Raw genomic sequence first — 12,008 nt, 5'->3', positions numbered from 1 at the left:
CGACGGGCTGGGGCAACCGTTGGGTAACCGCGGCTGCCCCAGTTCGAACGCGAGGTCTAGGCTGGTCCGGTGGCGGTGGAACAGCAGGCACGGGGTGCGGCGGGTGCGGCCCGGCGCCGGTCCCGGCGGGACGAGATCCTGGAGATCGCGGTCGGCCTCTTCGCGGCGCGCGGCTACCACGGTGTGTCGATGGACGACATCGGCGCGGCGGCCGGGGTCACCGGTCCCGCGCTCTACCACCACTTCGCCGGCAAGGAGGCGATGCTCGTCGCCGCCCTGATCCCGGTGAGTGAGGGGTTGCTCGCGGGCGGGCGGGAACGGGCCGCCGGTCACCCGGGCGACCCGCGTGCGGCGCTGGAGTCGCTGATCGACTTCCACGTCGACTTCGCGCTGGCGAACCCGGCGGTGATCGCGTTGCACCTGCACGAGCTGGACCGCCTCCCGGACGAGCCGCGCCGCCGGATCCGCCGGCTCCAGCGGATGTACGTCGAGGAATGGGTCACCGTGCTGACCGCGCTGCACCCCGGCCTGCCCGACGGCGCGGCCCGGGTGCTCGCCCACGCGGCGTTCGGCCTGATGAACTCGACGCCGTTCCTCGGCGGCGAGGTGGACCGCCGGCGCCGGGCCGAACTGCTGCGCGGCGCGACCCTCGCGGCCCTGCTCGCGCCCACCGACCCGACCTGACACGCCGCGCGTACCTTAACGCGTGTTAAGAAGAGACCCCGGCTTTGCGTCGAGAAGGGGTCACGTCCGTGCAGAAGATGATCGAATCGTTGTTGGTCGCGAATCGGGGGGAGATCGCGCGGCGGATCATCCGCACCGGTAGGCGGCTCGGGATCCGGACGATCGCGGTGCACTCGGAGGCCGACGGCGCGCTGCCGTTCGTGACCGAGGCCGACGAGGCGGTCTGCGTCGGCCCGGCGAACCCGGCCCAGAGCTACCGGAACGTCGAGGCGATCCTCGACGCCGCCCGGAGCACCGGCGCGCAGGCGATCCACCCCGGCTACGGCTTCCTGTCCGAGAACGCGGACTTCGCCCGTACCGTCGAAGGGGCCGGCCTGATCTGGGTCGGGCCCGGCGCCGACGCGATCAGCGCGATGGGCGACAAGATCAACGCCCGGAACCTGATGGCGGCCGCGGGCGTGCCGGTCGCGCCCGGCACCACCGAACCGGCGAGCGACCTGGACGCGGCGGTCACGGCAGCCGCGGAGATCGGTTACCCGGTGATGGTCAAGGCCGCCGCCGGTGGCGGCGGCATGGGCATGGGCGTGGCCGCCGACGAGGCGGCGCTGCGCACCGAGTACGACAAGGTCCGCGCGTTCGCCGAGCGGATGTTCGGCGACGGGTCGGTGCTGATCGAGCGGTACTTCCCCCGGGTGCGCCACGTCGAGGTGCAGATCCTCGGCCTGGCGGACGGCCGGGTGGTGGCGCTCGGCGAGCGCGAGTGCTCCGTGCAGCGGCGCAACCAGAAGCTGGTCGAGGAGTCGCCGTCCCCGGCGGTGTCGCCCGAGTTGCGCGAGCGGTTCCTGGCCGCCGCAGTGCGGGCCGGCGAGGCGGTCAACTACCGCAACGCGGGCACTGTGGAATGCCTGCTCGATCCCTCGACGCAGGAGTTCTTCTTCCTGGAGATGAACACGCGGCTCCAGGTCGAGCACCCGGTGACCGAGTACGTCTACGGCGTCGACCTGGTCGAGGAGCAGTTGCGGGTGGCGTCCGGCCTGGCGCCGACGTTCGACCCGGACGCGCTCACCCCGCGCGGTCACGCCATCGAGCTGCGGATCAACGCCGAGGACCCGAAGCGCTTCCTGCCCGGCCCGGGCGCGATCACCACCTGGAACGAGCCGTCCGGCACCGGCGTCCGGGTCGACTCCGGCTACGTCGCCGGCAACACCGTGACGCCGTTCTACGACAGCCTGATGGCCAAGCTGATCCTCACCGGGGCGACCCGCGAGGAGGCGGTCGAGCGGGCGCGGGCGGCTGTCGCCCAGTTCGAGATCGCCGGCCCGAAGTGCAACCTGCCGTTCTTCGCCGAGCTGCTGGAGAACCCGGAGTTCCTCTCCGGCGACTACGACACCGGCATCGTCTCCCGGATGCGCTGACCTTCGACCCAGTGAGGTGAATCTGATGGCGGAACTTCCAGGCTCCGTGAGCATCCGTGAGGTCGGTCCCCGCGACGGCCTCCAGAACGAGGAGCCCATCCCCACCGACGCGAAGGTGCGGCTGCTCGACGCGCTGTCCCGCACCGGGGTACGGCGCATCGAGGCCGTCTCCTTCGTCCACCCGAAGGCGATCCCGCAGATGGCCGACGCCGACGAGGTGTGGCAGCGGGCCGAGAAGGTCGACGGCGTGCGCTACTCCGCCCTGGTGCCGAACACCCGTGGCGCACAGCGGGCGCTGGCGGCGGGCTTCACCGAGATCGAGGTGGTGGTCTCGGCCAGCGACACGCACAACCGCCGCAACGTCAACCGGTCCACCGACGAGTCGCTGGACGACATCGCCGAGCTGATCGACCTGCTGCACGGCGCGGGCGCCACCGCCGAGGTGATCGTGGCGACCAGCTTCGGCTGCCCCTACGAGGGCGACGTGGACCCCCGCCGGGTCGCCGCGATCGTCGACCGCGTCGCCCGCGACGGCGCGGACCGCGTCGCCTTCGGCGACACCACCGGCATGGGTACGCCCCGGCGCGTCCGCGAACTGGTCACGGCGGTCCGGGACCGCAACGCCCACCTGCCGGTGCTGCTGCACTTCCACAACACCCGTGGCACCGCGCTGGCGAACATGCTCACCGCGATGGAACTGGGGATCACCGAGTTCGACGCCAGCGTCGGCGGCCTCGGTGGCTGCCCGTACGCGCCGGGTGCCAGCGGCAACCTGGCCACCGAGGAGGCGGTGCACATGCTGCACGACATGGGCATCGACACCGGCATCGACCTGGACGCCCTGATCGAGGCCGCCGAACTGGCCGAGACTCTGGTGGGCAAGCAACTCCCGTCCGGAGTCCTCCGGGCCGGCCCCCGAACCCGCCTGACCCCCCGCCCCGCCTGACCGGCCCCCTCCCACCCCGTCTCCCCGCTCTGTTGATCAAGGAGTTCGTGTCCTCCGGGGGCCCGAACGAGGACGCGAACTCCTTGATCAACGAAGTGAGCGGGGGTGGGTGGGGTGCGGGGGCGTGGTGGGGTGCCGGGGATGGTGCGGGTGGGGTAGCCTAACGATCGTTCAGGTCGGTGGGCGCCCTGTGCGGGGGCCGTGGCAACGGGAGTCGGCGTGACGCTCGACGGTGAAGCTCTGGAGCAGCTACGCAAGCGCGCCCGCGCCGGCGGTGCGGACAAGTACCACGCGGCAAACGCCGCGAAGGGGAAGCTGTTCGCCCGCGAGCGTGTGGCGTACCTGGTCGACGAGGGCTCCTTCGTCGAGGACGGGCTCTACGCCAACGCGATGGCCGACGGGCTGCCCGCCGACGGCGTGGTCACCGGCACCGCCACGATCGACGGCCGCCAGGTCTGCCTGATGGCCAACGACTCCACGGTCAAGGCCGGCAGCTGGGGTGCGCGTACCGTCGAGAAGATCATCCGGATCATCGAGCGGGCCTACGCGACCGGCGTCCCGATGGTCTACCTGGTCGACTCGGCCGGCGCCCGGATCACCGACCAGGTCGACCTGTTCCCGGGCCGCCGCGGCGCCGGCAAGATCTTCTGGAACCAGGTCCGCGCCTCCGGCTCGATCCCGCAGGTCTGCGCGCTGTTCGGGCCGAGCGCGGCGGGCGGGGCGTACATCCCGGCGTTCTGCGACGTGGTCGCCATGGTGGACGGCAACGCCAGCATGTACCTCGGCTCCGACCGGATGGTCGAGATGGTCACCGGCGAGAAGACCACGCTGGAGGCGATGGGCGGCGCGAAGGTGCACTGCGCCGAGTCCGGCGTGGGTCACTTCCTCTGCAAGACCGAGAACGACGCGCTCGACGTGGTGCGGACGTACCTGTCCTACCTGCCGTCGAACTGGAAGCAGGACCCGCCGGCGGCCGAGGCGGTGGCCGCGCCGGAGAAGGCCGACCTGGCCGCGCTGGTCCCGGCCAGCGAGCGGCAGGCGTTCGACATGCGCCGGTACGTCAAGGGCCTGCTCGACTCCGGCAGCTTCTTCGAGATCCAGGCGCTGTGGGCCAAGGAGCTGACCATCGGGTTCGGCCGGCTCAACGGCGAGGTCGTCGGCGTGGTCGGCAACAACTCGATGTTCAAGGGCGGCGTGCTCTTCGTCGACTCGGCCGACAAGGCGACCCGGTTCGTGCAGCTCTGCGACGCGTTCAACGTGCCGCTGCTGTTCCTCAGCGACGTGCCGGGGTTCATGGTCGGCAGCGTGGTGGAGAAGCAGGGCATCATCCGGCACGGCGCGAAGATGATCACGGCGATCTCCGAGGCGACCGTACCCAAGATCTGTGTGGTGGTCCGCAAGGCGTACGGCGCGGGTCTCTACGCGATGGCCGGTCCCGGCTTCGAGCCGGACGCCACGATCGCGCTGCCCACCGCGAAGATCGCGGTGATGGGCGCGGAGGCCGCCGTCAACGCGGTCTACGCCAACAAGATCGCCGCCATCTCCGACGAGGCCGAGCGGGCCGCGTTCGTGGCCGCGAAGCGCGAGGAGTACGAGCGCGACATCGACGTGGTGCGCCTCGCCAGCGAGCTGGTGGTGGACGCGATCGTCGAGCCGCACGAGCTGCGCGCCGAGCTGGTACGCCGGTTCACCGCCGCGCGCGGCAAGGAGCGGCACTTCTCCCGGCGCCGGCACGGCGTCACTCCCGTCTGACCCGGTAAGGAAGGGCCCCCTCTTAACGCCTGGTGCATGTAAAGGGCCCCCTCCTAACGCTTCAGCCGCTCCCGGCGTCACGAGCGCCCGGCGGCCCGCCCTTTCCAGGAGGATCGACATGGACTTCCGGCTCGACGAGGAGCAGCAGGCGCTGCGGGAGAGCGTCCGGGAATTCGCCCGCGAGGTGGTGGCGCCCACCATCGCCGAGCACTACGAGCAGCACACCTTCCCGTACGAGATCGTCCGTCAGATGGGCAAGATGGGCCTGTTCGGGCTGCCCTTCGCGGAGGAGCAAGGCGGCATGGGCGGCGACTACTTCGCGCTCTGCCTGGCGCTGGAGGAGCTGGCCCGGGTCGACTCCAGCGTGGCCATCACGCTGGAGGCGGCGGTGTCGCTCGGCGCGATGCCGATCTACCGCTTCGGCACCGAGGAGCAGAAGGCGCAGTGGCTGCCGAAGCTGCTCAGCGGTGAGGCGCTGGCCGGGTTCGGGCTCACCGAGCCGGGCACCGGGTCGGACGCGGGCGGCACCCGGACGCGCGCGGTCCTGGACGGCGACGAGTGGGTCATCAACGGCTCGAAGGCGTTCATCACCAACTCCGGCACCGACATCACCGCGCTGGTCACAGTCACCGCCGTCACCGGTACGCGGCCGGACGGCGGCAAGGAGCTGTCCACGATCATCGTGCCGTCCGGTACGCCCGGCTTCACCGTCGCGCCCGGCTACTCGAAGGTCGGCTGGAACGCGTCGGACACCCACGAGCTGACGTTCGACGACTGCCGGGTGCCGGCGGCCAACCTGCTCGGGGAGCGCGGCCGGGGCTTCGCCCAGTTCCTGCGCATCCTGGACGAGGGCCGGATCGCCATCGCGGCGCTCGCCGTCGGCCTGGCCCAGGGCTGCGTGGACGAGTCGATCAAGTACGCGAAGGAGCGCCAGGCGTTCGGCCAGCCGATCGGCAACTACCAGGCCATCCAGTTCAAGATCGCGGACATGGAGATGAAGGCGCACACGGCCCGGCTGGCCTACTACGACGCGGCCGCCCGGATGCTCGCCGGCGAGCCGTTCAAGCGCCAGGCGGCCATCGCCAAGCTGCACGCCTCCACAGTCGCTGTGGACAACGCCCGCGAGGCGACGCAGATCCACGGCGGGTACGGCTTCATGAACGAGTACCCGGTGGCCCGCTTCTGGCGCGACTCCAAGATCCTGGAGATCGGCGAGGGCACCAGCGAGGTGCAGCGCATGATCATCGCCCGCGATCTCGGCATGTGAGGACGCCCGGAACCGCGCCCTGTCGGATATCGGCAGTGGACGGTCGGGTGGTTGACGATGGGCTGTGGAGCGTCGGAGTCCATCCGTAATCTTCGTGCCCATGACTCCGGATCATGACCGTGCGCGGGGCCCAGGCGGTCGTACCGGTCTGTCCGACCTGCTGCGCGGGCACCGGCTCGCCGTCGGCCTGACCCAGGCCGAGCTGGCGGGCCGGGCCGGCGTGGGCGTACGGACGGTCCGCGATCTGGAACGGGGGCGGGCCACCCGGCCCCAGCGCACCACAGTCGACCTGCTGGCCGACGCGCTCGGCCTGAGCGGTGACGAGCGGCGGGAGTTCGTCGACACCGCCCGGCCCGCGGCATCCCGCCTCCCCGCAGCCGGTGCCGCCGCCGACGATCCGCCGGTGGCGCTGCCCCAGCCCGTACCGCTGCTCGGCCGGGAACGGGACGTGGCGGAGGTGTCCGGGCTGCTCGACGCGTACCCGGTGGTGAGCCTCGTGGGGCTCGCCGGGGTGGGCAAGACGGCGCTGGCCGTCACCGTCGCGCACGCGGTGGCGGCCCGCCACCCGGCGGGCGTGGCCGGGGTGCTCGTGGGCGAGGGCTCGGACGCCGCCGACGTACTCGCCGCGTCGGCGTCGATGTTCGGCGTGAACCGGCTGGCCGACCTGTCCTGCCGGATCGGCGGCCGGCGGGCGCTGCTGCTCGTCGACGCCGTCGACCGGGCGCCGGAGCCGGTGGCCGAGGCGCTCCGCGTCCTGACCGCCGCCGTGCCGACGCTGCGGGTGCTGGTGACCGGCCGCCGCCCGGTCGGCCTGGCCGGCGAGATGGTCCGGCCGGTCGCGCCGCTTGACGTACCGCCGGCCGGCACCGAACCCGCCGACCGGGCCGACCTGGACCGCTGGCCGGCGGCGGCGCTGTTCGCCGCCCGCTTCGCCCAGGCCCGCCGGGAACCACCGACCCCGGCCGAGTTGCCGGCGCTCGCCGCGCTCGTGCGCCGGCTCGGCGGACTGCCGCTCGCCATCGAGCTGATGGCGGCACGGGGACGCATCCTCGACGTCACCGAGCTGCTCGACCGCTACGGCGACCGCGTCCTGGACCTGACCGGCGTACGCCCCGGCTGGGAGCCCGCCGACCCGTCCGCCGGTACTGTGACGCTGCGCGACGCCGTGGCGACCAGCTATCACCTGCTCGCCAACGCCGACCGGGCGGCGCTGCGGCGGCTGTCCGCGTTCCGTAACCGCTGGTCGGTCGAGCTGGCCGAGGACCTGCTCGCCGACGGCGGCCGGCGGTGGGACGCCGCGCCGATGCTGGACCGGCTGCGCGAGCTGGGCCTGCTGAGTGTCAGGGGCACCGGCCCGTTCCGGTTCCGTCTGCTGGACGCGGTCCGTGACTTCGCCGCGGAACAGGCCGACCTGGAGGGCGAGACCGCCCGGATCCGGATGCGGCACGCCGCGGTGATCGCCGGTCTGGTCCACCGCACCGCGCCGGGGCTGGTGGGCGCACAGATGTCCGGCGCGGTGCACGTGCTCGACGAGGCGACGAGCGACATCACCGCCGCGCTGGCGTACGCCGCCGAGCACGCGCCGGAGACCGCGCTCCTGCTCGCCGCCTCACTGCCCCGGTGGTGGCGGCTGCGCGGGCGGGACGTGTCCGGCCGGCGCCGGCTGCGGCGGCTGCTCGCCGATCCGCGTACCGCTGCTGCCCGGCCCACGCTGCGGGCCTGGGCCATGCTCGGCGCGGCCCGGCTCGCCGCCGAGCACGGCGCGGGCGCGGAGGAACTCCCGGCGGCCCGGGCCGCCCTGGTCGTCTTCGCCGAGGCGGGCGACGTGACCGGCGAACTGTCCGCCCGGTCCGTGCTCTGCGCGCTGCTGCTCGGGCTCGGCGCGCACGACGAGGCCCGCGAGCAGGCCGAGGCCGCACTGGCCTCGGCCACCCGGCACCACCGGGTACGCGAGATGGCCGTCGCCCAGGCGCACCTGACCTGGCACGACGTACGCGAAGGTCGGCTGGCCGGTGCCCGGCGGCGGCTGGCGACTGTCGACCGCCTGGCGGCACAGTGCGGTGACCAGCGCCTGCGTGTGCTGGCGCGTGCCGATCAGGCCGAGCTGACCCGCCTGGAGGGCCGATACGCCGAGGCGGTCGAGCAGGGTCGCCGGGTGGCGGCCGCGCTCGCGGAGCTGGGTGATCCCGGGCGGCGGCGCCGGACGGTCGGCGCGGTCGGGCTGGCGCTCGCCCACGCCGGGCGCACCGACGAGGCGCTGGCCACGATCGCCGAGCTGTGGCCGTCGGGAGTGGTGCCGGGCCGGCGCCGTCCACCGGCCGTGGAGATGCTCGATCCGCCGGGCCCGGGTGGGGACGCGCGCACCGAGGACGCGCTGCGCGGGTTGATCGAGGGGCACGTGGCGCTGCACCGGGGAGACCGGGAGCTGGCGGCGGAGTGGTTCGCCGCGGCTGCCGACGCGGCCGAGGGTGTCGCCGACCGGCGGGATCTGGTCGAGGCGCTGGTGGGGCTGGCGGTCAGCACCGCTGATCCGGCCGTGCTGGATCGGCTGGACGCGGCGCGACAGGTCACCGGCGTCAGCCTGCTGCCGCAGGAGGAGGAGTTGCTGTTCTCCCTGACGGCCCGACGGGGGCGATGAGCGTCTTGTCGTCACCCCGGTGGGTCGCGGTGGCCGCACTGCGCGTCGGCCGGCACGGGAGGGGCGGAGGGCGCGGGGGTGGCGCGAGCGAAGTAGCCCCCTGGTACTGCCCCTCGCTCCACGCTCGCGCCAGCACCCCCCGGTGCCCCCCGCTGCCGGAAGACTACCGAGGTCGGACGACCGATTCGCGAATATGTGGACCGCTTTGTCCGGCCGTTCGGGCGGTTCTGCCGGTCATTCTGCCGGTGACCGGCAGGTAGTGCCCGGCAGGTCGCGGACCGTCAGGCGGCGTCCTCGACCGGCTCGGTGCTGCCGGCGGTGGCGCCCGGATGGACCGCGTCGCGTACCCGGCGCAGCCCGTCCAGCAGCCCGTCGAGCTGCGCCGGGTCGAGCTGGCTGGTGAACCACTGCTCGATGATCCGCAGATGGCCGGGAAGGACGTCGTCCAGCCGGCTGAGCCCGGCGGTGGTCACCACCGCGAAGGAGCTGCGCCGATCGGACGGGCAGGCACGCCGGCAGATCAGCCCGTCCCGCTCCATCCGGTCGACCACGCGGGTCACGCCGCTGGTGGAGAGCGAGGTCTGCGCGGCCAGGTCGGTCATCCGCAGCTGGTTGTTGGGTGAGCGGGCGAGCCGGGTCAGCACCTCGAACTCGACCGGGGAGAGGCCGTGCTCCTCGAACTGGGCGGCGAACCGGGCGGCGAGCCCGGCGTGCGCCTCGACGAGCAGGCCGACGGCGGTGATCCGGGGGTCGTCGAACACGTTCTGGTCCACGCCACCATCCTAGCAACACTTGACACGGGGAATATTGTCTCAACTATAGTTGCTCAGTCAGTCGTTGGGCTCCTAAACATTCTTCTCCGGAGGAGAGCATCATGACCAGCAGCACCGAGGCGACTACCCGCGACTGGGAGGGTCTCACCATCCCCACCCCCGGCACCTACGTGCTGGATGCCGCGCACAAGCGTGTCGGCTTCGTCGCGCGGCACATGATGGTCAGCAAGGTACGCGGTGAGTTCGCGGACGCCACCGCCACCATCACCGTCACCGACGACCCGATGCAGTCCTCGGTCACCGCCAGCATCCAGGCGGCCAGCATCAACACCGCCCAGGCGGACCGCGACGCGCACCTGCGCAGCCCGGAGTTCCTCGACGCGGAGCAGTTCCCGACGCTGGAGTTCCGCAGCACCGAGGTGAAGTCCCGCGAGGGCAACGAGTTCGTGCTCGTCGGCGAGCTGACCATCAAGGGCGTGACCCGCCAGGTCGAGCTCGAGGTGGAGTTCGAGGGCGTCGGCCGCAGTCCGTTCGGGCAGGACATCTTCGGCTTCTCCGCCTCCACCGAGATCGACCGGGAGGACTTCGGTCTGACCTGGAACGTGGCGCTGGAGACCGGTGGCGTCCTGGTCGGCCGCAAGGTCAAGATCGAGATCGAGGGTGAGGCCATCCGCCAGGGCTGAGCCCGGCACAGGCCCGCAGGGCCCGCACCGTCCCCGACGGTGCGGGCCCTGCTCGCGTACGCCCCGGCGGTGCGAATCGTCACGTGAAGTTCTCCGCACTGACGCGCTGGTGACGGCGGTGACGGGGTACAGGTGCAGACCTGTCGCCCGTCCAGCCGGGTGGCGGGGCGGGCGCACTTACGCCCACCACGTGAATGGTTCACAATGCGTTGCGGAACGGTACGGTTCCGTCGCACCGGCGCCGGGAGGACACATGGGCAGAGACGTCGAGCAGGGCGCCTTCTCCCGCGAGGATCGGGTCCGCTACCGGCAGAAGGTCCGGCGGTGCCTGGACGTGTTCGCGCTGATGCTCGACGACTTCGGCTTCGACGCCGACCGCCCGATGACCGGGCTGGAGATCGAGCTGAACCTGATCGACGCGGCCGCCGAACCGGCCATGCGCAACGACCAGATCCTCGCCGACATCGCCGACCCGCTGTTCCAGACCGAGCTGGGGCAGTTCAACCTCGAACTGAACGCCTCGCCCCGGCTCATCGAGGGCAGCGGCTTCGCCGACTACGAGCAGGACCTGCGCAGCAGCCTCAGCCGCGCCGACGAGCGGGCCGCCAAGTCCGATGCGACGATCATGATGGTCGGCATCCTGCCCACGCTCACCGAACGCCACCTGGTCGCCGACAACCTCTCCACCAACGAGCGGTACCGCGTCCTCAACGACCAGATCGTCGGCGCCCGCGGCGAGGACATCGAGCTGGACATCAACGGCGTCGAGCGGCTGCGTACGCACACCGACTCGATCGCGCCGGAGGCCGCCTGCACCAGCCTCCAGTTCCACCTCCAGGTCGCGCCGGACAGCTTCGCCGACTACTGGAACGCCTCCCAGGCCATCGCGGGCGTGCAGGTCGCCGTCGGTGCCAACTCGCCGTTCCTCTACGGCCGGCAGCTCTGGGCGGAGACCCGGATCGCGCTGTTCCAGCAGGCCACCGACACCCGCCCGGACGAGCTGAAGGCCCAGGGCGTACGGCCCCGGGTGTGGTTCGGCGAACGCTGGATCACCTCGATCTTCGACCTGTTCGAGGAGAACGTCCGCTACTTCCCGCCGCTGCTGCCCATCTGCGAGGAGGAGGACCCGGTCGAGGTGCTGCACGCCGGTGGCGTGCCCACGCTCGGTGAGCTGCGGCTGCACAACGGCACCGTCTACCGCTGGAACCGGCCGGTCTACGACATCATGAACGACCGCCCGCACCTGCGGGTGGAGAACCGGGTGCTGCCCGCCGGCCCGACAGTGGTGGACATGCTCGCCAACGCGGCGTTCTACTTCGGGCTGGCCCGCGGCCTCGCCGAGTCGGACCGTCCGATCTGGAGCCAGTTGACGTTCAGCTCGGCGGAGGAGAACTTCCACGCCGCCGCCCGGCGCGGCATCGAGGCGGTCCTGCACTGGCCCCGGCTCGGGGACGTGCCGGTCACCACGCTCGTACTCGACACGCTGCTGCCGGTGGCCGCGCAGGGGCTGAACCGGTTCGGTGTCGCCCCGGCCGAACGGGACCGCCTGCTCGGCGTGATCGAGGGCCGCTGCCGTACCGGCCGCAACGGTGCGGTCTGGCAGACCGAGACGGTGTGGGCGGCCGAGCGGAGCCGGGGCCTGGACCGGGAGGCCGCGCTGCACCACATGGTCCAGCGGTACGCCGAGCTCCAGCGCGGCAACGAACCCGTCCACACCTGGCCCGTCGACTGAGCCACACGCCGCCCCGCCGCCTCGCCCCGTCGATCTGTGAGTGGGGTTGTCAAGGGGTTTGGTGGTGGGTGGTGATGGTGCGGTAGAGCTGTCGGGCGATGTAGCGCTTGAGGCAGCG

The 12,008-nt window shown here is 72.2% G+C and carries 9 protein-coding genes; 8 read left to right on the top strand and 1 reads right to left on the bottom strand.

What is annotated here, in order from left to right; translation table 11 throughout:
- Nucleotides 1-69 precede the first annotated feature (69 nt).
- The 6 genes from FB455_RS17570 to FB455_RS17545 all read left to right on the top strand — a co-directional run bounded on the left by FB455_RS17570 (nucleotide 70) and on the right by FB455_RS17545 (nucleotide 8,702).
- Entirely contained in the window at nucleotides 70-684 is a 615-nt protein-coding gene (locus FB455_RS17570; RefSeq protein WP_013283284.1) for a TetR/AcrR family transcriptional regulator, read from the top strand.
- Between the two features lie 77 nt (nucleotides 685-761).
- Nucleotides 762-2,099, top strand: a complete 1,338-nt coding sequence (locus FB455_RS17565; RefSeq protein ID WP_041799157.1) for an acetyl-CoA carboxylase biotin carboxylase subunit — start codon at nucleotides 762-764, stop codon at nucleotides 2,097-2,099.
- Nucleotides 2,100-2,124: 25 nt separating this feature from the next.
- Nucleotides 2,125-3,045, top strand: a complete 921-nt coding sequence (locus tag FB455_RS17560; RefSeq protein WP_013283286.1) for a hydroxymethylglutaryl-CoA lyase — start codon at nucleotides 2,125-2,127, stop codon at nucleotides 3,043-3,045.
- Nucleotides 3,046-3,264: 219 nt separating this feature from the next.
- The gene (locus FB455_RS17555; RefSeq protein ID WP_145754112.1) at nucleotides 3,265-4,797 is read left to right on the top strand and encodes an acyl-CoA carboxylase subunit beta; all 1,533 of its coding nucleotides are present in this window, start codon (nucleotides 3,265-3,267) and stop codon (nucleotides 4,795-4,797) included.
- Nucleotides 4,798-4,915: 118 nt separating this feature from the next.
- Nucleotides 4,916-6,064 carry an acyl-CoA dehydrogenase family protein gene (locus FB455_RS17550; RefSeq protein WP_145754109.1) on the top strand — a complete coding sequence of 383 codons (1,149 nt, stop codon included), beginning with the start codon at nucleotides 4,916-4,918 and terminating at the stop codon, nucleotides 6,062-6,064.
- A 100-nt stretch (nucleotides 6,065-6,164) separates the two neighbouring features.
- Complete coding sequence (locus FB455_RS17545) at nucleotides 6,165-8,702, top strand: helix-turn-helix domain-containing protein (protein WP_145754106.1); 2,538 nt, start codon at nucleotides 6,165-6,167, stop codon at nucleotides 8,700-8,702.
- 281 nt (nucleotides 8,703-8,983) lie between these two features.
- On the opposite strand, the gene FB455_RS17540 is transcribed toward FB455_RS17545, so the two are convergent.
- Nucleotides 8,984-9,475, bottom strand: coding sequence for a MarR family winged helix-turn-helix transcriptional regulator (locus tag FB455_RS17540; protein WP_013283290.1), 492 nt, complete (start codon nucleotides 9,473-9,475; stop codon nucleotides 8,984-8,986).
- Nucleotides 9,476-9,576: 101 nt separating this feature from the next.
- On the opposite strand from FB455_RS17540, the gene FB455_RS17535 reads away from it, so the two are divergent.
- Nucleotides 9,577-10,158: a YceI family protein gene (locus FB455_RS17535; protein ID WP_013283291.1), complete on the top strand. Its 582-nt coding sequence runs from the start codon at nucleotides 9,577-9,579 to the stop codon at nucleotides 10,156-10,158.
- 253 nt (nucleotides 10,159-10,411) lie between these two features.
- Nucleotides 10,412-11,890 (top strand): glutamate-cysteine ligase family protein, encoded by a 1,479-nt coding sequence (locus FB455_RS17530; protein WP_145754104.1) that lies wholly within the window; start codon nucleotides 10,412-10,414, stop codon nucleotides 11,888-11,890.
- Nucleotides 11,891-12,008: the final 118 nt, after the last annotated feature.

Source organism: Micromonospora sp. CNZ296 (genome assembly GCF_007827635.1).
This window is presented reverse-complemented; position numbering and strand designations above follow the sequence as displayed.

Coding starts and splice junctions, on each gene's coding strand:
- FB455_RS17565 (WP_041799157.1), top strand. CDS start 762: ATGATCGAATCGTTGTTGGTCGCGAATCGGGGGGAGATCGCGCGGCGG.
- FB455_RS17560 (WP_013283286.1), top strand. CDS start 2,125: ATGGCGGAACTTCCAGGCTCCGTGAGCATCCGTGAGGTCGGTCCCCGC.
- FB455_RS17550 (WP_145754109.1), top strand. CDS start 4,916: ATGGACTTCCGGCTCGACGAGGAGCAGCAGGCGCTGCGGGAGAGCGTC.
- FB455_RS17545 (WP_145754106.1), top strand. CDS start 6,165: ATGACTCCGGATCATGACCGTGCGCGGGGCCCAGGCGGTCGTACCGGT.
- FB455_RS17535 (WP_013283291.1), top strand. CDS start 9,577: ATGACCAGCAGCACCGAGGCGACTACCCGCGACTGGGAGGGTCTCACC.
- FB455_RS17530 (WP_145754104.1), top strand. CDS start 10,412: ATGGGCAGAGACGTCGAGCAGGGCGCCTTCTCCCGCGAGGATCGGGTC.